The organism is Streptomyces sp. NPDC046557 (assembly GCF_040645975.1).
Taxonomy (GTDB): domain Bacteria; phylum Actinomycetota; class Actinomycetes; order Streptomycetales; family Streptomycetaceae; genus Streptomyces.
In genome coordinates this window covers 65,583-85,370 of the sequence record NZ_JBEYZH010000021.1, presented here as the reverse complement: position 1 = coordinate 85,370, position 19,788 = coordinate 65,583, and the positions used below count along the sequence as shown (strand labels likewise).

Below are 19,788 nucleotides of genomic sequence, written 5' to 3'. Positions count from 1 at the left end.
CCATGCCCGTTGACCTGGTGAGTCGGCTGGTACAGCACGGCCATGAGACTCCCGACCGGGAAGCGGTGGTTTTCGTGCGCAACGGTGCCTCCGGCCTGCTGGAGGAGCCGCTGACCTACGGGGAACTCGACCGCAAGGCCCGCGCCGTGGCCTCCTGGCTCCGGGAGCGCTGCGCGATCGGGGATCGCGTCCTGATGCTGTACGGAACCGGCCCGGACTTCGTGACCGTTCTGGCCGGCTGCATGTACGCGGGTGTGGTCGCCGTGCCCGCGCCGCAGCCGAGCAGCCAGCGGGGCCACAGCTCCCGGTCGGACGGCATCGTGCGCGACGCGGATGTCCGTATGGTGCTGACCGACTCGGAGTACCACGGGACCGCGGCGGAGTTCCTGACCCGCGCCGAGCTTCAGGACGTCCCGTGCGTGGCCACTGACCGGCTCGACCTGCCGGACGCCCCCGACTGGCAGGTCGAGCCACCCACCGCCGACAAACCGGTGATCATCCAGTACACCTCGGGTTCGACCAGCGCACCGAAGGGTGTCGTCGTCACTTGGGGCTCGCTCACCCACAACATCAGCCTGATGACCCGTGCCTTCGCCGCCGACAGCGAAAGCCGCTCCTGCTCATGGCTCCCCGCGCACCACGACATGGGCCTGATCGGCATGCTCCTCACTCCGCTCTACCACGGCGCGGTCACCTATCAGCTCGCCCCCATGGACTTCCTTCGTCGGCCGCACCTCTGGTTGGAGCTCATAGGCCTCAAGCAGATCAAGACGGTGGTGGCTCCGAACTTCGCCTACGACCTCTGCACCCGCCGGGTGACCGACGCTCAGCTGGAAAAGCTGGATTTCAGAACCCTGACCAGTGCGGGAAACGGCGCGGAGCCGATCGACGCCGGGACGCTTCACCGCTTCGCCGAGCGCTTCGCCCCCGCCGGTTTCCGGCTCGACCACTTCAGCCCCTGCTACGGGATGGCGGAGACCACTCTCATCGTCGCCGGCACCCGGCCAGACGAGCCGCCGGTGGTGACCCGGGTCGACGGCGATGCCCTGGCAGCCAACGAATTCCGTCCGGTGTCGGCCGAGGCGCAGGGGCCGGAGCTGGTCAGCAGCGGGCGGGTCCACGATATGGACCTGCGGATCGTCGATCCCGACACCCGGGCCACCTTGCACGACGGCCGTATCGGCGAGATCTGGGTGCGGGGCGGCAGCATCGCGGCCGGCTACTGGCGCAACGAGCAGGCCACAGAGCAGACGTTCCACGCCGATACCGCCGATACCCCCGAGAGCGCACGCGGCTTCCTGCGCACCGGCGACATCGGCACCCTGTACGACGGCAGTCTCTACGTGACCGGCCGGATCAAGGATGTGCTGATCGTCAACGGCCGCAACCTCCACCCGCACGACATCGAGCGCGAGCTGCTCGCCCTGCACGAGGGCTTCCGCGGCCTGAGCGGCAGCGCCTGTTCGATTCCGGTCACCGGCGAGCAGATCGTCGTCATGCAGGAGATCCGCCGCCCCTCCGCCGAACCGGGTGAGCTCGCCGCCCTGACGAGCCGCCTGCGTGGAGAGCTGTCGGAACGCGTCGGCGTGCGGATACCCAACCTCGTGCTGCTGCGCCCGGGGCAGGTCCGCAAGACCACCAGCGGGAAGGTCCAGCACTCGCTGATGCGCGAGCTCTTCATCGGGGGTGGCCTGGAGGCGGTCTTTGAGGACCTGGACGCGGCGGCCGCCCGCCGCTACCGGAGCGAGGGGACCTCGGAATGACCACGCCCGCCACGGCCCACCCTTCCTACCGGCAGGCCGCCCTGCTCGATCACCGGCTGGGCGATCCGGATGACGACGGCCGGCTCTTCTCGTACGCGCGGTGCGGTGCGCTGGACGACCGGGAAGAGTTCCCGGTCGAGATCTGCCGCGAGCTCGACTTCCTCGGCCTTCCCGCGCTCTATGTCCCGGCCGCGTACGGCGGCGCGCTGCAGAGCTATGAGCAGGTACTGCAGCTGATGCGCGCGATCGCCCGACGGGACTTGACGGTCGCCATCGCGCACGGCAAGACCTTCCTCGGCGCCGTCTCGGTCTGGGTGGGCGCTACACGAGAGCAGGCCGAACACCTGGCCTCGCAGGTCATCAACGGCGCGGTGGTCTCCTGGGCACTGACGGAACGCGACCACGGCAGCGACCTGTTGGCGGGTGACGTCGTAGCCCGGCCGGGAGCCGACGGCTATACGGTCAGCGGCGAGAAGTGGCTGATCAACAACGCCAACCGGGGCCGGATCGTCTGCCTGCTGGCGCGGACCGGCGAGGCGGGCGGTGCCCGCGACCTGAGCCTGCTGCTGGTCGACAAGGAGCGGCTCGGCCGTCACGCTTACCGCCCGCTGCCCGCGGTGAAACTGCACGGCATCCGCGGCGCCGACATCAGCGGGGTGGCCTTCACCGATGCGCCGGTGCCGCGCTCGGCGCTGATCGGCGGCGAGGGTTCCGGTGCCGAGATCGTCCTCAAGAGCCTGCAACTGACCCGGATCCTCTGTGCCGCACTCTCGCTCGGTGCGGCGGACAACGCGCTCGGCCTGGCCGCCGGCTTCGCTCTCGAACGAGAGGCCTACGGCCGACGGCTGATCGAGCTGCCGCAGACCCGGCGGCTGCTCGCGCAGTCCTACGCCGACGTCCTGGCCGCCGAGGCCGTCACCCTGGTCTCGAGCCGCAGCATCCACAGCCTCACCGGTGAGCTCGCGACCGTATCGGCGGTCACCAAGTACGTGGTGCCCACGATGATCGACCAGGCCATCACCCGGCTCGGTACGGTCCTCGGCGCGCGGTCCCTGCTGGTCGGCCCCACCTACCAGCACGGCCGCTTCCAGAAGGTGCAGCGCGACCACCGGATCGTCGGCATCTTCGACGGCAACACGCTGGTCAACCTGCACTCGCTGGTCAACCACTTTCCCCTGCTGGCACGAAAGCTGCGGAAGAGGACGGGCGACGCCGAGGGGCTCGCGGCCGCGACGTCGTTGGACGCGCCACTGCCCGAGTTCGACCGAGACCAGCTCTCACTCGTACCGCGGACCGGCTCCAGCCTGGTGCAGAGGCTGGCCGACGCGGTGGCCGAGGTTTCCGCCCTCGCGGCGCGCGGCGCAGCCCCCTCGTCGCTGGCCCGCCGAGCGGAGGCTGTGGGCGCCGTGGCCGACGGTCTCGCGGTCGAGCTGGCCGCCCACCGGCCGACCGCCGTCGAGGTCCCGGCCTCCGCATTCGGGCTCGCCGAGAAATACGCGTACTGCTACGCGGCGTCGGCAGCCCTCCACCTCTGGCTGCGCAACCACGAGTCCCAGGACCACGACCGGGGACTGTGGGCTGACGGGCTCTGGCTGGAAGCCGTGTTGTCCCGACTGCTCTCGCGGCTGCGCCCCGGCCGACCGGATCCGGGTGACGACGTACTGGAGCGGCTGGTTCCGTTCCTGATCGAGCAGCAGGGCTCCGGCGTCCTGCCGTCGCTCCTGCACTACCCCCTTGTCAAAGGCAGCGCATGACCACCACGAACACGCCCCTTGCGCTCTACGCCGACCTCGACGTACCGACCCGCCTGGAGTCGCTCTTCGGCGATCCGGAGCAGCGCGACAATCCGCTCGGCTTCGAAGCCTTCCTGGCCGCCGATGACAGGGGCGACCTGCTGTCCGCCGGCGAACGGGTCCTGGATGCCTACGGGCTGGGCTCCGAGTTCGTCCCGCGCAGGCTCGGGGGGCGGATGGAGCGGGCGGACCAACTGGCCCGCGTGCTCCGTCCGCTGTTCCGCCGGGACGGCTCGCTCGCGCTGGGCCACGGGGCGAGCAACCTGGTCGGCTCGGTGAACGTGTGGTCGGAAGGCAGCGCGCAGCAGCAGCGCTGGCTGGCCGACGTGTTGTGCCGCAACGGGCGGATCGCCGCGGCGTACACCGACATGTCCACCGGGAACGACGTGACCCGCACCGCGTTCCGGGCCGAGGTCAGTCGGGACAGGCTTGTGCTCAACGGGCGCAAGGAGATCATCAACAACCTGGCCCGGGCCGAAGCCGTCACCGTACTGGCGCGGACGAGCGACGCGCCGGGCAGCCGCAGCCATTCCATGGTCCTGGTCGACATGGCCTCAGCGCCCCGTGACCGGCTGCGCTTCCTGCCGCGCTACCGCACCTCAGGGGTGCGCTCCATGTACCTGGGCGGTCTGGAGTTCCGGGACTGCCCGCTGCCGGTGACGTCGGTGGCCGGCGGAGTCGGCGAGGCCATGGAGACCATCCTGCGAGCCTTCCAGGTCACTCGGGCGGTCCTGCCGGCCGCCGGGCTGGGAGCCGTGGACCAGCAGCTTCGCACGGTCACCGGTTTCGCGGTCGGACGGCGGTTGTATCACCGTTCGGTGGCCGACCTGCCGCACGCCCGCTCGGTGCTCACCGGCGCCTTCCTCGATCTGCTGATCGCCGACTCCTTCGCCACCACGGTCTGCCGTGCGCTGCACCTGCTGCCCCGTCAAAGCAGTGTCTACGCGGCCGCGGTCAAGTACCTCGTCCCGTCGCTGTTCCGGGACACCGTCGACTCGCTGGCGGTCGTACTGGGCGCGCGCTCGTTCCTGCGTGAGGGCCCCCACGGCATCTTCCAGAAGCATGCGCGGGACCTTCCGGTCGCCTCGCTGGTGCATGCGGGCGGCACGGTGTGCCAGGCCACAGTCATCCCGCAGCTGCCGCGGCTGGCCCGCAACAGCTGGATGTCCGGAGCAGCGGCACCTCGAGAGGTGTTCCACCTGGCTGGGTCGCTGCCGGAGTTGGACTTCGAGCAGCTCGGTGTCACGGCCGGGCGAACGGATCCGCTGATGTCCGCGCTGGAGGAGGCCGGCGCGCAACTGAGCGGGGAGCCGGTGCTCGGTGCGCTGTGCGCCCAGCTGCTGGAGGAGCTGGGCAACCTCAAGGCGGACTGCGACGCACTCGCGCCCCGTGATCGGACACCGCTGGCCGGGCCGGTGAGCTTCGAGATCGCCGAGCGGTACGCACTGCTGCTGGCGGCCGCCAGCTGCCTGGGCGTGTGGCTGTGGAATCCAAACAATCCGAGTGCCTTTCTCCGCGAGCCCGCCTGGCTGACCGGCGCGCTCTCCCGGCTGACCGGGCGGCTGGGCTGTCCGCCGGTGCCGGGTGCGGATGCCGGAGATCCAAAGGTCTTCGCCGAGTTGATCGACCGCTATGAGAACGGCAATGGCTTCGACCTGATCGGCCGTCGACTTGCCTGACGTGGGAGAAACAGTGACGGGTACGTACGTGCGAGTCGAGATCGAAGGGCCGGTGGCTACCATCCGGCTCAACCGGCCCGTGTTCAGCGGTGTCGACCCGCGCCTGCCCGAGGAGATGGCCTCGGCGGCAGCCGCGGTCGGCCAAGACGACGCGGTACGCGCCGTGATCCTCTACGGCAACCGCCGCGTCTTCGCGACCGGCGCCGATCTGCGCGAGATGGCCGACCGTCCTCCGGCCGCCGCGGACGCTCACACCCGGCTGCTGCACGCCGGATTCAACGCCATCGCGGAGATACCGAAACCGGTATTGGCCGCGATCGCCGGTTATGCGCTCGGCGGCGGACTGGAACTGGCGCTCTGCGCGGACTACCGGCTGGCCGGTGAGGGCGCGGTCCTCGGTCTGCCGGAGATCGGCCTCGGGATCATTCCGGGCACCGGTGGGACTCAGCGCCTGCCTCGGCTGATCGGCGCGGGGCAGGCAAAGAAGCTGATCTTCACGGGTCGCCGGCTGACCGCCGCCGAGGCACTCGCCATCGGTGTGGTGGACGAGGTCGTCCCCGACGCCGACGTCCGCTCGGCGGCCCAGCTTCTGGCCGAGCAGTTCGCGAACGGTCCGACGGCCGCACTGGCGGCCGCCAAACGGGCCGTCGACGGGGGTGTCGGCCTGCCGATCAGCCTCGGCCTGGACCTCGAACGGGAACAGTTCGCCGCGCTCTTCAACACCGAGGACCTCCGTCATGGGTTCCGCGCTGCACTGGACGGCCGGCCGCCCGCCTTCCTCGGCCACTAGCCCGACGCCCACACCGGAGCCGCCGGCCATCCGGAGTTAAGGACCACCATGCCCAGCCGCCATCCGCTCTCGCACGCCCAGCAGGCCCTCTGGTTCCTGCGCCGGGTCGCACCCACCAGCGGTGTCTACAACACCGGGGTCGCCCTGGAGATCCGCTCCGCAGTCGATCTGTCCCGGCTCGATCGCGCCATCTCCGAAATGGTCGCCCGGCACGAGCTGGCCCGCTCGACCTTCGACGAACCGGACGGGGAGCCGGTCCGGCTGCTGCACGGCCACCGGCTCGCCGACCTGGATGTCCGGGAGCTCCCGCAGGCCGATGACCCGTCGTTGAGCCGCGCCGTCCGCGCGGAGCTCATCGCCCCGTTCGCGCTGGAACAGAGCGGCGCCTTCCGCTTCACCCTGCTGCGACGGAGCGCCACCAATTCCGTCCTGCTGATCGCCGGTCACCACATCGCCACCGATGCCACGTCCAACTGGCTGATGCTGCGCGACGTCATGCAGGTCTACCGGGGGCTGACCGAGGGCGAGGAGCACCGGCTCACCTCACCCGTCGGGTCGTACGACGAGTACGTGACCAAGGAGCGCGCCCTGCTCGCGTCCCCGCGCGGCGCTCGGCTGGAGCGCTATTGGCACGAGCTCTGCGAGAACGCGCTACCGGTCACGATCCCCACCGACCGTTCGCGGCCGACCACCCCGAGCAATGCCGGCCGGACCTACCATCTCCAACTCGGTGAGGACCGGCTGGGTCCCCTGCGGGAGACGGCCCGGGCCGCCGGAGTGTCCCTGTTCTCCTTCCTGCTCGGCACGTTCCAGAGCCTGCTCCACCGCTACACCAGGCAGAACGGCTTCCTGGTGGGCTGCCCGACGACGACCAGGATGAGCCCCGCGATGCGCGAGGTGGTCGGCAACTTTATCAACACGCTCGTCTTCCGAGGTGACTTCACTCCCACGACCACCTTCCGCGACGCGGCCCTCGCCGCCGATCAGCAGGTGAAGAACGGCATCGCACGGGTCGGCTACCCGTTCGAGCTGCTCACCCGTACGGCCAATCGCCCGCGCACCAGCGCCGGTTCCTCGCTCTGCCGGGTCACCTTCAACATGATCGGCACGGCCACACCGGACCCGCTGCTGCGCCTGCTGCTCGACGGTGCCGGAGACGGCAAGCCGGTTCCGTTCGCAGACCTGCTGCTCGCACCGTACGAACTCCCTCAGGCAGAGGGCCAGCTGGACCTCGCGGTGAGCGTCAGGCAGAGCACCGAATCACTGGCCGTCGACTTCCGCTACGACGTGGACCTCTTCGACCCGGACACCATCGAGCGGTTCGCCAGGTACTTCGTACGCGCCGTCGACGCCGCCGTCGCGGACCCCGACCGTCCCGTCTCCCGCCTCCGTCTGGTGGAAGGTGCCGAGCTGGCAGGGCTCCTCGGACTCGGCGCGGGTGGCAGTGTCCATGACTGAGATCACCCACCGCGGGGTGCGCGCGGCCGGCCGGCGGGTACACATCGCCGAGGCCGGGCGCGGCCCTCTCGTACTGCTGCTGCACGGGTTCCCCGAGACCTCGTACTCCTGGCGCAGCCAGCTGACCGCGCTGGCGGAGGCCGGCTACCACGCTGTCGCGCCGGACATGCGCGGTTACGGCCGGACCGAGCGCCCCGCGGACGTCGGCGAGTACACCATCCACCACCTGGTGGGTGACGTGGTCGCGCTGATCGGCGCCCTCGGGGCCGATCAGGCCGTCGTGGCCGGACACGACTGGGGGGCCCAAGTCGCCTGGCACACCGCGCTGATGCGGCCCGACCTGGTCCGCGGCGTCGTCGGGCTGAGTATTCCGTACCGGCCCCGTCCGGGGCTCCCCCCCCTGCCGGCGATGCGCCGCGCCTACGGTGACCGCTTCTACATGTTGTGGTTCCAGCAGCCCTGCATCGCCGACCGCGAGTTGACGCGCGACGTATCGGGCTCGCTGCGACGCCTGTTCGCGGGCACCTCGGGCACGGCACCCGCCTTCGAGGTGGTGGTCCCGGAGGGCGGCGGCTTCCTCGACCTCTACCCGGCGGATGCGGAGCTGCCCGAGTGGCTCACCGAGGACGATCTCACCGTATACGCCCGCGAGTTTACGGAGACCGGCTTCACCGGCGGCCTCAACTGGTACCGCAACCTCGGTGCCAACTGGGAACTGACCGCCCCGCTCAACCGCGCCAAGGTGACCGTCCCGGCTCTGTACATCGCGGGCGACCACGACTTCGTCATCCGCGGACTCGACCACGAGCGGCTCGACAGCGAGCTGCGTCGCGCCGTTCCGGAACTGCGGGAAACCCGCCTGCTGCCGGGGTGCGGCCACTGGACCCAGCAGGAGCGACCGGCCGAGGTCTCGGCCGCGCTGATCAATTTCATCCAATCCCTCCGTCCGACAAGCACAACGAAGGAAGTTCATCCATGAGCCTGACCACCCGAGACCTCGCGACCTGGCTGACCGACAAGATCGCCTACTACCTGGAGATGCCCGTCGAGGACATCAAGCCCGACGTCAAGCTGGTCGAGTACGGCCTGGAGTCCGTCTACGCGCTCGCCCTGTGCGGCGATGTGGAGGACGAGTTCGGCATCGAGGTCGAACCGACCCTCGCCTGGGACTACCCGACCGTCGACGCGCTGGTCGGACTGCTCCAGGAGCGACTGTCCACCGCCCCTGTCGCCGACTGACCCAGCGAGGAGGACGATCACATGCGTGCTGCCATTACCCGTGCGGGGGCTCTCGTCATCGAAGAAGTCCCCGACCCGGTGCCGCAGGCCGGCCAGGTGCTGGTCCGTACCCTGGCCTGCGGAATCTGCGGTTCCGACCTGCACGCCCTCGGCGACCCCGAGGCTTTCACCACTGTCATGCGCCGCTCGGGCGGGACCCCGTACGACATCAGCAACGGAGTGGTGCTCGGCCACGAATTTGCAGCCGAGATCGTGGACTACGGCCCGGGCACCCTTCGTGCCCTCCCCGTGGGCACCGTGGTCTGCGGCCCGCCGATCGGCTTCGGACCGCAGGGCAGCGGGATCGTCGGCTACACGCCGGCGTTCCCGGGCGGTTTCGGTGAGTACATGATCCTTTCCGAGGCCTTCACCCTGCCGGTGCCGGGCGGCCTGGATCCACGGACGGCTGCGCTCACCGAACCGTTCTCGGTGGCGACCCGGGCCGTGCGCCGGGCCGACCTCTCATCGGGTGAGGTCACCGTCGTACTCGGCCTCGGCCCGATCGGTCTGGCCATCGTCGCCGTGCTGAAGGCCCGCGGGCACGGCCCGGTGGTCGCCGTCGACTTCTCCGCCAAGCGCCGTGCGCTGGCCGAGCAGCTCGGCGCCGACATCCTGATCGATCCGGCAATGGAGTCCCCCTACGAGCGGTGGACCTCGCTCGGGGTGATCCCCGGCACGATGGACCGGATGGCGGCCGAGTACCGGGGACTGCGGACCACCGAGGTGGTCCTCTTCGAATGCGTCGGCGCTCCGGGCATGCTCAACCAGGTGGTGGCCGGTGCACCGGCCGGCGCGAAGATCGTGCTGGTCGGCGTCTGCCTTCGGCCGGACACCGTCGACTCGGGCCTGCTGGCCAACAAGGAGCTTGACATCCGCGGTTCCTTCGGCGGCAGCCCGACCGAGTACCGGCATACCCTGCGCGATATCGCGGACGGCAGGATCGACGCGGGCGCGATCATCACCGGCACGACCGGCCTGAGCGGTCTGTCCGACGCCATCACCGAACTGGCCAAACCGGATCACCACGCCAAGATCGTCATCGATCCATCGCTGGACCACTGAGCCCGGACCCGGTGACTATGCGTCACCCACATTGGAGGACAAGTGACCGATGAACCACCGACTTCGCAAGCGATCTACCATCAACTGCTCGGCCTATTCCACCGTCGTGACATTCCCTTCCGGCTGATCGACCATCCGCCGGAGGGCCAGACCGTCCGCGCGAGCGAGCTGCGGGGCCACAAGCTCTCCGCCGCCGCCAAGTGCATGGTGGTCACCGTCGTCGACGCGGAGATCAGGCGCCGACACGTGCTCGCAGTCATACCCGGTGACCGCCGTGTGAAGCTGAAACAGGTGGCCCGAGTCTGCGGCGGCCGGAAGGCCCAGTTCGCCGAGCAAAGCATCGCCGAGGAGCTCGGCGGGACGGTGAGCGGGACGATCACCCCGTTCTCCTTCCATCCCGAGATCACCGTGGTGGCCGACCCCGCACTCTTCGAGGAACGCGAGCTCTTCTTCAACGCCGCTCGGCTTGACCGATCGTTCGCGATCCTCGCTGAGGACTACCGGCGGCTGGCAGAACCCCAGGTGGCCTCCATCACCTGAACGGTATTGCGCACATCGCGTGCAGACCGTGCGCATCGACCGGCGGAGTGTTCCGCCGCCCGGAGACCACCAGCGCCCACCACCAGCGACGACCCGCTGCTCCCTGCCCTGCCCACCGGCTACCACCGGGCCCACCGCACAACCGCGCCGCCGTCCCCCACAAGGGGCCTGCGGTGGGCGCGTCGGCATTCGCGCCGTGGCCACACTCTGCCGTTGCAGCATCCTGACGCCTGCATGCACCGGCTCCCCTGCCGTTGGCATCCAGAATCAGATTGACCCGTACGGATGGCAGTAGACGCCATCCAATGCAACCAATCGGGTCGTCGGCAGACAACAGGGGGAAGCAGTGGAGCTACGCGTTCTTGGTCCAGTAGAGGCTCGCGACGACGAGGGAAGAGCCATCGACCTCCCGGGCACCAAGGTGCAGACCGTGCTGGCGACCCTGGTCCTCGAAGCGGGACGCACTGTCTCCGACGAACACCTGAGCAACATGCTCTGGGCGTGGGAGCCCCCGACCACGATGAACGCGCAGATCTACACCTATGTCTCCCGGCTACGAAAACGGCTCGGCCCTCAGGTGAAGCTGATCCGCCAGCCGCGCGGATATCGGCTGTATGCGAGTGACGCCGCCATTGATCTCACCGCGTTCGCCAGGGCGGCCGATCGGGGCCGCGCAGCCCTGGCCCGACAGGGTTACGCCGAGGCCGCCAAGGGCTTGCGGACCGCGCTCGACCTGTTCCGCGGCCTCGCGCTCGGCAACGTGACCGACTTCTTGGCTGACGCCGAACGGCCGCGCCTGGAAGAGATGCGGTTGGCCACCCTGGAGGACTGGATCGAGGCCGAGCTGGCCCTCGGCCGGCACCATGGGCTGGTACCCGACCTCACGAGCCTGATCGCCGAGCACCCCATGCGCGAGCGGATGCGCGCACAGCTGATGACGGCGCTCTACCGCTGCGACCGTCAGGTCGATGCGCTGGCGGTCTTCGACGCTGGGCGTCGGATCCTGGCAGAGGAGCTGGGCATCGATCCGGGCGCCACCCTGGCAAGAGCGCACCAGGCCGTACTGAAGGGCAGCTTTCCCCCCGTGGTGCCGCGCCGCATCGAAGCCGTCATGCCGGCGCCCGTGCCGGCGATGCTGCCGCCCGACCTCCCGGAGTTCGTCGGCCGGCGCGCAGAACTGGCCTGGCTGAGACAGCAGTTGAAGCCGCAGGCTATCGTCCGGCCCCGGCGGGCCTTCCTCACCGGAATGGCCGGTGTCGGCAAGTCGGCTCTCGCGCTGCACGCCGCCCACTCATTGCGGGAGCAGTTCCCCGACGGCCAGCTCTATGCGGACCTGTGCCTCGCCAACGGCGACGCCAAGCCCCCGGCCGAGATCTTGACCTGCTTCCTGCACGCCCTCGGCGTCGACCCCGCCGACCGCAAGGACAGCCTCGACGACCTCGTCCGGCTCTACCGCACACACAGCACGGGGCGCCGGATGCTGGTGGTACTGGACAACGCCGATGTCCAGAGCCAGCTCGCCTCACTGCTGCCGAACAACGTCGAGGCTGCGGTCATCGTCACCAGCCGGCGCCATCTGTCCGGGGCGTCGGGGCGTGACACCGCGGTTCTCGCCCCGTTCGCCGAGGAGGAGGCGATGCAGCTGCTCGCCGCCCTCGTCGAGCCGGACCGGATCGCCGTTGATCTCAATGCCGCGGAGGAAGTGCTGCGCTTCTGCGCCGGCCTGCCCCTCGCCGTACGGATCGCCGCCATCCGGCTCGCCGCCCGGCCTGACTGGCCCACTGCCCGGTTGGCCACCCGGCTGGCCAACCCGGACACCAGGCTCAATGAGCTGAGCTTCGGCGTGTTGGGCGTTCGGGATGCCATCCTGGGGTCGTTCCGAGACGTGAGCGGCGAACACCAGCGGGCGCTCGCCGCGCTGACCGCTTTCGGCACCGAGGCGTTTCCGGCCCAGGCCGCTGCCCGAAGGCTAAGGATCTCGGAGACAGCCGCTGAGCAGACCTTGGGGGAATTGGTCGACGCCCGGCTGTTGGAGTCGGTCGAGACCGGCCAGCCCGGCCACACCTCGTACCGCCTTCACGAACTGGTTCTGTTGACCATCCTCGACCTGCCCGGGATGGCCGAAGCACGCTACACAGCCCCCTGGCACGGGCTCGCGCGGGCCGTGGTCAACCTCCGGTCGACCGGCTGAGACCCGGTCCGAAATCGGGCTCCGGCGTACCGGTCATCCTGGACCGACCTCGACCGGGACTCCCTCACCATGGCGGAGCAGCTCGTCCAGGGTGGCTGGGACCGACCGCGCCGTACGGGGCTGGCCCGGGTGAATACAGGGCTCGTCTTCACCCGGACGCACGGATCCTGGCTGCACCCTGGCGAGGTGACCGACTCTTCGAGTGGCTCATCGCAGCGCCGGGGTTGCCGCCGATCCGGCTGCACGACCTCCGGCATGGGGCAGCCAAAAGCTCATGCTGGCCGCCGGCATCGACATCAAGATCGTGTCCGACACCCTCGGGCGCAGCGACACCCGATCACGCGCGACTTCTACCAGAGCGTGCTCCCCCCACGTCCGCAAGAGCGCCGCCGAGGCCACCACCAAGCTGGTCCCCCTGCAGCGCAAGTCCGAGGAGGACAAGGCCCGTACGGCCGCGAAGAAGGCCAAACGCCGAGAAGGCGAAGGCCAAGGGGAAGAAGAAGGGCCAGTCCAAGAAGGGTGCCCGTAAAGGCTGACGGCCGCTCCGCTCACGCAGCCCTCACGCACGGGGTTCCGATCCCCCGCCGCCGCCTGCCCGCATAGGTAAAGGGCATGAAAAAGCCCCAGGTCACGGCGAGTGAGTCCTGGGGCTAATCCGAGCCGCCTTCGGGATTCGAACCCGAGACCTACGCATTACGAGTGCGTTGCTCTGGCCAACTGAGCTAAGGCGGCACCGCTGGTTCGACAAGAAACCCCCCGGAGAGGTGCTCTCATCAGCAGCGGCGCCAAGTCTACAGGGTTGAACGGGGTGCCCCGAACCGGGTTCCGGGGAGGGGGGCGGGGGCGGGCGGAGGGGGTCAGCAGCGCTTGGCCGGGGGTGGGGGGGTGCCGTCCAGGAGGTAGCGGTTGATCGCCGTGTCGACGCAGTCGCTGCCGCGCCCGTACGCCGTGTGGCCGTCGCCGTCGTAGGTCAGCAGGGTGCCCGAGTCGAGCTGCTCCGCGAGGCCCTGCGCCCACTTGTACGGGGTCGCGGGGTCACGGGTGGTGCCGACGACCACGATCGGCGCGGCGCCCTTCGCGGTCAGTCGGCCCGCCGTGCCGGTGGCCTTGACCGGCCAGTACGCGCAGTTCAGCGAAGCCCAGGCCAGGCCCGCCCCGAAGACCGGCGATGCCTTCTCGAAGGACGGCAGCGCGGCCTCGACCGCCGTCGGGCCGTCAAAGGCCGGGGGCTGGTCCAGGCAGTTCACGGCGGCGTTCGCGAACATCAGGTTCGCGTACCTGCCGTCCGGCTCCCGCTCGTAGTAGCTGTCCGCCAGCGTCAGCAGGCCCGAGCCGTCACCGGCCAGCGCCGCCGCGAGCGCCTCGCGCAGCTGCGGCCACGCGCTCTCGTCGTACAGTGCCGCGATGACCCCGGTCGTCGCCAGCGCCTCCCCGAGCGGCCGCTTCGCGTCGCCCGTGGGCAGGGGCCGGCCGTCGACCTTGCGGAAGAACTCCTTCAGCCGCTCGGCCACCGCGTCCGGGGCGCCTTGGCCGAGGGGGCAGTCGGGGTGCTTCGCGCAGTCCTTCGCGAAGGAGCGGAAGGCCGTCTCGAAGCCCGCCGTCTGGTCCCGGTTCATCTCCAGCGCGGACCGGGAGGGGTCCATCGCACCGTCCAGGACCAGTCGGCCCACACGACCGGGGAACAGGTTCGCGTAGGTCGCGCCCAGGAAGGTGCCGTACGAGGCTCCGACATACGTCAGCTTCTGGTCGCCCAGCACCGCCCGCAGCATGTCCATGTCCCGGGCCGCGTCGACGGTCGAGACGTGCGGCAGGATCCGAGGCGAGTGCGCCTCGCAGCCCGCCGCGAACTCCTTGAACGCCGCCACCAGCAGCGCCTGCTCCCCCTTGTCGTCCGGCGTCTGGTCCACCTGCGTGAACTTGTCCATCGCCGGTCCGGTCAGGCACTCGACGGGGGTGCTGCGGTCCACCCCGCGCGGGTCGAAGGACACCATGTCGTACCGGGCGCGCACCGCCGCCGGGTAGCCGATGCCCGCGTACCCCTGGAGGTACCCGATGCCCGAACCGCCGGGGCCGCCCGGGTTGACCACCAGCGAACCGAGCCGCTTGCCGGGGCCCGTCGCCACCCGGCGGGACACCGCCAGGTCGATCGCCCGAGCCGAATCGGGAGTTCCCGGGTCCGCGTAGTCCAAAGGGGCCTTCATCGTGGTGCACTGGAAACCGGGCACACCACAGTCGCGCCAGCTCAGCTTCTGCTCGTAGTACGCGCGCAGCGCCGCCGGTACGGGGCCCGGTTCGGCGGGGGACGCGGAGGCCCGCGGCTCGCCCAGTCCGCTGGAGGTGCACCCGGAGAGCAGCAGCCCGGCAGCTGCGATCACGGTTCCGGTGGTACGCAGCAGGCGACTGGTGTCCATGCGGCGAGCCTACGACTGTCCGGCGCCCCGGACGGCCCGGCCGGGGCCGTCGCAGCCGGCCGCGCCCGCCGACCGACCCGCCCCTCCCAGGGGGAAGGGGACCCGCCGACGGGGGCGGCCGGACCCCTCGTACGGGTGAACACCTCAACCGGGTCGTCGTGCTCAGCCCGCCCGCAGCGCCATCGTCATGGCCTCCACCGCGAGGAGCGGAGCCACGTTCCGGTCGAGGGCGTCCCGGCACGCGATGATCGCCTCGATGCGCCGCAGGGTGCGCTCGGGTCCCGAGGCGCGGGCGATCCGGTCCAGGTCCGCCCGTATCTCCTCGTTCGCGATGGCCAGGTTCGAGCCGAGTTGTAGGGCCAACACGTCCCGGTAGAAGCCGGTGAGGTCGATGAGCGCCAGGTCGAGGCTGTCGCGCTGGGTCCGGGTGCGACGGCGCTTCTGCCGGTCCTCCAACTCCTTCATCACGCCCGCCGTGCCGCGCGGCATACGGCTGCCCGCGCCCGCTCCGGCGCCGAGCGCCACCCGCAGCTCCTCGGTCTCCTTGGTGTCAACCTCCTCCGCCATCTGCTTGGCGTCCTCAGCGGCGGCGTCGACGAGTTCCTGGGCCGCTTTCAGGCAGCCGCCCACATCGTCCACGCGCAGCGGGAGGCGCAGCACGGCGGCGCGACGCGACCGGGCGGCTTCGTCGGTCGCCAGGCGGCGGGCCCGGCCGATGTGCCCCTGGGTCGCCCGGGCGGCGGCCGCGGCGACGGCCGGTTCGATGCCGTCGCGCCGCACCAGTACATCGGCGACGGCGGACACCGGCGGGGTGCGCAGCGTCAGGTGCCGGCAGCGGGACCGGATGGTGGGCAGCACGTCCTCCAGGGAGGGCGCGCACAGCAGCCACACCGTCCGCGGGGCGGGCTCCTCGACGGCCTTGAGCAGGACGTTCCCCGCGCCCTCGGTGAGCCGGTCGGCATCCTCCAGGACGATGACCTGCCAGCGTCCGACAGCCGGCGAGAGCTGGGCCCGGCGCACCAGTTCCCGGGTCTCCTTCACACCGATGGACAGCAGGTCGGTGCGGACGACCTCCACATCGGCGTGGGTACCGATGAGGCTGGTGTGGCAGCCGTCGCAGAAGCCGCAGCCCGGCTCTCCCCCGAGGGCGCGGTCGGGGCTGGTGCACTGGAGTGCGGCCGCGAAGGCGCGGGCGGCGGTGGACCGGCCGGAGCCGGGCGGGCCGGTGAACAGCCAGGCGTGGGTCATCTTGGACGCGGCCGGGGGCGGCACTCCGTCCGAGACGGCCGTGACCAGGGCGTCCGCGTCACGGGCGGCGGCGGCGAGTTGCGCCTGCACCCGATCCTGTCCCACCAGGTCGTCCCAAACGGGCATCCCGCCCACCACCCTTCCGTGTCCGTGTGTGCGTACGTGCTCCACATTGTGGCGGTCGCCACTGACAATTCGGCCCGGACCGGCCCGGACCGGCCCCGCTCAGCGCCGGCGGCGCGGGCGGTCGTCGTCCTCGTCGTCCGGACGGGGTCCCAGCAGTTCGTCGGCCAAGGTCGGCAGATCGTCCAGCGGGGTGGTCTCCGCCCACTCCGCGGGCTGCCGGCGCGGCCGGCCGTGCTCGTCCAGGGCGGGGAGCTCGCGCGTCACGTCGTTCCCCCCGTCCCGGAACATGCCCGGCGGCACCCGGTCGGCCGGACGCTCCTGCGAGTGACGGGCCGTGGGACGCGACGCCGACGGGGCCGGCGGGACAGAGGGGGCCGAGGGGGCTGCCGGACCCGCGGGGGTACGTCCCCGCCCGGCGGGCCGGTCCTGACGCGGGTCCTCGGGGCCTTGCCGCGGGTCCTCGGGACGGACCGGCGGCAGGACGGAGGTCTCGGCCATCGGGTCGACCTTCGGCACCGGAACCGTCTGCGTGACGTCGTCCGGCTGGACGACCCGCTTGACCACCGGCGTCTCGATCGTGACGGCGTCGTCAGGATGCGGCCGGGGGGAGCGCGGCTCCGGCTCCTTGCGCATGGACACCGCAGGCGCCTCGGCGACCTCTGGGGCAGGAGCGGGGGCCGGGTCCGGTCGCGGCGCCGGCTCGGCGGCCGCCCGCGCGGCGGCTTCGGCGGCAGCCGCGGCGGCCGATGCCTCCGCGAGCCGACGAGCCTCCTCGGCCCGCAGCAGCGCTTCCTCCGCCCGTCGCTGCTTCTCCAGCCGACGCGCCTCCGCTTCGGCCCGCAGCCGGGCCTCCTCCTCCGCCTGCTTGCGCAGCCGCTCCGCCTCCACGGCGCGCGCCTTCTCCTCGGCTTCCGCACGCAGCCGCGCGGCCTCGGCCCGGACGCGGGTCTCCTCCTCGGCGCGCAGCCGCTCCTCCTCCGCCTTACGGGCGGCCTCGGCTTCGGCCTTGATCCGGGCGGCCTCGGCCTCGCGGGCCAGGCGGACCTCCTCCTCGGCCCGCAGCCGGGCCTCCTCAGCCTTGCGCGCCGCCTCTTCCTCCGCCTTGCGCCTGGCCTCTTCCTCGGCGAGCCGCCGGGCCTCGGCCCGGGCGGCGATCTCGGCCTCGGAGAGCGGGAGCATGCGGTCCAGCCGGTGCCGTACGACCGTGGTCACCGAAGCCGGGTCCTGGCCGGCATCGACCACCAGGTAGCGCCCCGGGTCGGAGGCGGCCAAGGTCAAGAACCCCGCCCGCACCCGCTGGTGGAACTCCGTCGGCTCCGACTCCAGCCGGTCAGGTGCCTCCGTGAACCGCTCCCGGGCCGTCTCCGGCGACACGTCGAGCAGCACGGTCAGGTTCGGCACCAGCCCGCTCGTGGCCCAGCGGGAGATACGGGCGATCTCGGTCGGCGACAGGTCGCGGCCGGCGCCCTGGTAGGCCACCGAGGAGTCGATGTAGCGGTCGGTGATGACCACCGCGCCGCGTTCCAGCGCGGGCCGGACCACCGTGTCCACGTGCTCCGCCCGGTCGGCGGCGTACAGCAGCGCCTCGGCCCGGTTCGACAGCCCGGCGGAGGAGACGTCCAGCAGGATGGAACGGAGCCGCTTGCCGACCGGCGTGGCGCCGGGCTCACGCGTCACGACGACCTCGTGGCCCTTGCCCCGTATCCAGTCGGCCAACGCTTCCACCTGGGTGGACTTGCCGGCGCCGTCGCCGCCCTCCAAGGCGATGAAGAACCCGGTCGCCGCCGGCGCCTGGAGCGGCTCTCCGCCCCGCAGCGCCTCGCGCAGGTCACGGCGCAGCGGCACACCGGAGCGGTCGTCGGCCTTGGCCAGGACCACCGCGGCGACCGGCAGCAGCAGCGCGCCGACCGACATCAGGGTGAAGGCGGCGCCCCCGTGGGCGAAGACCACCTGGCCGCCGCCCAGCCGGTGCGGCCCGATGGCCGCGGCGAGCAGGGGCGCCACGACGGCCCCGGTCCCGACGGCCACCCGGACGACGGCCTGGAGGTGCTCGGTGACCCGGGCCCGGCGGAACTCCTCGGTCTCCTGGTCGAGCAGGGTGTGCCCGGTACTCGCGGCCGCCCCGGCGGCCAGCCCGGCCGCCAGCGAAAGGAACAGGACGGTCGCCGTGTCCGGGACCAGCCCGGTCAACAGCAGCGCCAGCCCCGTCACCGCGATGGCGAGCGCCAGCAGTCGGCGCCGCGACAGCCCCGGCAGCACCTTGCCGGCCTGCGCGGCCCGGATTCCGAGGCCGGTCCCGCCGACCAGTGCGAGGACCAGCAGGGCGTACGAGGTAGGGCCCCCACCGAGGTCGAAGGCGTGCAGCACCGCCACGGAGGCGGCGCAGGCCACGGCTCCGGCGACGGCGGCGCACGCCGTGACGAGCAGCGCGATGGCCCCCGTACGCCCCTTCTCCGTCCGGTCCCCCGCCTTGGGGGCCCGCAGACCCTCCAGCGGCGACCTCGGACGCGGGGTCCTCGTATCGGGCAGTACCAGGGGCAGCAGCAGGGACACGGACGCGGCGAACAGCCCGGCGGCGACGTACGAGGCCAGCGCCGACTCGTTCTCGGCGAACCACTCCACGCCCAGGCCGAGGGCCCGACCTATCAGGGTCGCGACGAGCAGGACGGCCGCGGCGGCGGGCATCGCGACGAATCCCGTACGCAGCGTCAGGCGCCGCAGCGTGTCGAGGTGGTCGGGCAGCGGCCGTACGGTCGCTCCCTCGGGCGGCGGCGCGGGCAGCAGGCCGGGGGCGGCGCTCTCCTTCGCGAGTGTCCACAGCCGCTCTGCGACACCGGAGACGAAGACGGTGGCCAGCAGCGCGGTCACGGCTTGCGTCGCGATCCAGTCCAGCCAGAGCGGGGCGACGACGAACAGGGCTATCCGCACCCCGTCGGCGCCGACCATCGTCCATCGGCGGTCCAGCCCACCGCCGGGGGCGGTCAGCTTGGACAGCGGGCCGAGGAGCACGGCGCCGAACAGCAGCGTGGCCAGGATCCGGACCCCGAAGACTGCGGCGACCGCGAAGGCGGCACCTCGGTAGCCGCCGCCGAACGCCTCCTCGGAGACGGTCGCCTGGAGCGTCAGCAACACGAGCACCAGCAGGGCGAGGGCATCTCCGATGCCGCTCACGAGCTGGGCGCTCCACAGCCGGCGCAGCCGGGGTGTGCGCAGCAGGGCGCGCACCGCTCGCTCGCGGGAGTCCGCTGCTAGGGCTTCGTCGTAGGTGGGGTCCTCGGGGGCGGTCACGACCGGTGGCTGCTCGGCTCGCGTCATCCGCCCAGCCTATCCGTAACGCCGAGCGACTGCCGGGGGCCTGTGGACAACCCGCGACCGACCCCCTGAAGCCCTGGTCCGTGCCGCTTTGTACCGCGAAACCGACCGGGCCCGGAGAAACGACCGGACCCCGG

Annotated in this window: 14 protein-coding genes and 1 tRNA gene; 11 read left to right on the top strand and 4 right to left on the bottom strand. The window is 71.3% G+C overall.

Annotated elements, in window-relative coordinates:
• Window positions 1-2 precede the first annotated feature (2 nt).
• From ABZ934_RS26740 to ABZ934_RS26690, 11 genes are all read left to right on the top strand, one after another.
• Window positions 3-1,763, top strand: a complete 1,761-nt coding sequence (locus tag ABZ934_RS26740) for a fatty acyl-AMP ligase (protein ID WP_361317929.1) — start codon at window positions 3-5, stop codon at window positions 1,761-1,763.
• Window positions 1,760-3,517, top strand: a complete 1,758-nt coding sequence (locus ABZ934_RS26735; protein WP_361317927.1) for an acyl-CoA dehydrogenase family protein — start codon at window positions 1,760-1,762, stop codon at window positions 3,515-3,517. Before ABZ934_RS26740 ends, ABZ934_RS26735 begins: the two co-directional genes overlap by 4 nt.
• On the top strand, window positions 3,514-5,235 hold the full coding sequence (locus ABZ934_RS26730; protein WP_361317925.1) for an acyl-CoA dehydrogenase: 1,722 nt from the start codon (window positions 3,514-3,516) through the stop codon (window positions 5,233-5,235). Before ABZ934_RS26735 ends, ABZ934_RS26730 begins: the two co-directional genes overlap by 4 nt.
• 52 nt (window positions 5,236-5,287) lie before the next feature.
• A complete protein-coding gene (locus ABZ934_RS26725) occupies window positions 5,288-6,025 on the top strand; it encodes an enoyl-CoA hydratase-related protein (protein ID WP_361317923.1) in 738 nt (245 codons plus the stop codon).
• A 48-nt stretch (window positions 6,026-6,073) separates the two neighbouring features.
• Complete coding sequence (locus ABZ934_RS26720; protein WP_361317921.1) at window positions 6,074-7,483, top strand: condensation domain-containing protein; 1,410 nt, start codon at window positions 6,074-6,076, stop codon at window positions 7,481-7,483.
• Window positions 7,476-8,462 (top strand): alpha/beta hydrolase, encoded by a 987-nt coding sequence (locus tag ABZ934_RS26715; RefSeq protein ID WP_361317919.1) that lies wholly within the window; start codon window positions 7,476-7,478, stop codon window positions 8,460-8,462. Before ABZ934_RS26720 ends, ABZ934_RS26715 begins: the two co-directional genes overlap by 8 nt.
• A complete protein-coding gene (locus ABZ934_RS26710; protein WP_361317917.1) occupies window positions 8,459-8,722 on the top strand; it encodes an acyl carrier protein in 264 nt (87 codons plus the stop codon). Before ABZ934_RS26715 ends, ABZ934_RS26710 begins: the two co-directional genes overlap by 4 nt.
• 21 nt (window positions 8,723-8,743) lie before the next feature.
• Window positions 8,744-9,823 (top strand): zinc-binding dehydrogenase, encoded by a 1,080-nt coding sequence (locus ABZ934_RS26705; RefSeq protein ID WP_361317915.1) that lies wholly within the window; start codon window positions 8,744-8,746, stop codon window positions 9,821-9,823.
• A gap of 42 nt (window positions 9,824-9,865) precedes the next feature.
• Window positions 9,866-10,363 (top strand): YbaK/EbsC family protein, encoded by a 498-nt coding sequence (locus tag ABZ934_RS26700; RefSeq protein ID WP_361317913.1) that lies wholly within the window; start codon window positions 9,866-9,868, stop codon window positions 10,361-10,363.
• Window positions 10,364-10,793: 430 nt separating this feature from the next.
• A complete protein-coding gene (locus ABZ934_RS26695; protein ID WP_361317911.1) occupies window positions 10,794-12,554 on the top strand; it encodes a BTAD domain-containing putative transcriptional regulator in 1,761 nt (586 codons plus the stop codon).
• 274 nt (window positions 12,555-12,828) lie between these two features.
• Entirely contained in the window at window positions 12,829-13,083 is a 255-nt protein-coding gene (locus ABZ934_RS26690; protein WP_361317909.1) for a hypothetical protein, read from the top strand.
• 129 nt (window positions 13,084-13,212) lie between these two features.
• Here ABZ934_RS26690 and ABZ934_RS26685 read toward each other — a convergent pair.
• The 4 genes from ABZ934_RS26685 to tmk all read right to left on the bottom strand — a co-directional run bounded on the left by ABZ934_RS26685 (window position 13,213) and on the right by tmk (window position 19,654).
• A tRNA-Thr gene (locus tag ABZ934_RS26685) sits at window positions 13,213-13,286 on the bottom strand.
• A gap of 125 nt (window positions 13,287-13,411) precedes the next feature.
• A complete protein-coding gene (locus ABZ934_RS26680; RefSeq protein ID WP_361317907.1) occupies window positions 13,412-14,965 on the bottom strand; it encodes an alpha/beta hydrolase in 1,554 nt (517 codons plus the stop codon).
• 162 nt (window positions 14,966-15,127) lie between these two features.
• Complete coding sequence (locus ABZ934_RS26675) at window positions 15,128-16,339, bottom strand: DNA polymerase III subunit delta' (protein WP_361317905.1); 1,212 nt, start codon at window positions 16,337-16,339, stop codon at window positions 15,128-15,130.
• Between the two features lie 99 nt (window positions 16,340-16,438).
• Window positions 16,439-19,654, bottom strand: a complete 3,216-nt coding sequence (gene tmk, locus ABZ934_RS26670) for a dTMP kinase (RefSeq protein WP_361317903.1) — start codon at window positions 19,652-19,654, stop codon at window positions 16,439-16,441.
• Window positions 19,655-19,788: the final 134 nt, after the last annotated feature.

Bases quoted from the DNA above. Each gene is read 5' to 3' on its own strand.
- ABZ934_RS26740 (WP_361317929.1), top strand. From the start codon at position 3: ATGCCCGTTGACCTGGTGAGTCGGCTGGTACAGCACGGCCATGAGACT.
- ABZ934_RS26735 (WP_361317927.1), top strand. From the start codon at position 1,760: ATGACCACGCCCGCCACGGCCCACCCTTCCTACCGGCAGGCCGCCCTG.
- ABZ934_RS26730 (WP_361317925.1), top strand. From the start codon at position 3,514: ATGACCACCACGAACACGCCCCTTGCGCTCTACGCCGACCTCGACGTA.
- ABZ934_RS26720 (WP_361317921.1), top strand. From the start codon at position 6,074: ATGCCCAGCCGCCATCCGCTCTCGCACGCCCAGCAGGCCCTCTGGTTC.
- ABZ934_RS26715 (WP_361317919.1), top strand. From the start codon at position 7,476: ATGACTGAGATCACCCACCGCGGGGTGCGCGCGGCCGGCCGGCGGGTA.
- ABZ934_RS26710 (WP_361317917.1), top strand. From the start codon at position 8,459: ATGAGCCTGACCACCCGAGACCTCGCGACCTGGCTGACCGACAAGATC.
- ABZ934_RS26705 (WP_361317915.1), top strand. From the start codon at position 8,744: ATGCGTGCTGCCATTACCCGTGCGGGGGCTCTCGTCATCGAAGAAGTC.
- ABZ934_RS26690 (WP_361317909.1), top strand. From the start codon at position 12,829: ATGCTGGCCGCCGGCATCGACATCAAGATCGTGTCCGACACCCTCGGG.
- ABZ934_RS26680 (WP_361317907.1), bottom strand. From the start codon at position 14,965: ATGGACACCAGTCGCCTGCTGCGTACCACCGGAACCGTGATCGCAGCT.
- ABZ934_RS26675 (WP_361317905.1), bottom strand. From the start codon at position 16,339: ATGCCCGTTTGGGACGACCTGGTGGGACAGGATCGGGTGCAGGCGCAA.
- tmk (WP_361317903.1), bottom strand. From the start codon at position 19,654: ATGACGCGAGCCGAGCAGCCACCGGTCGTGACCGCCCCCGAGGACCCC.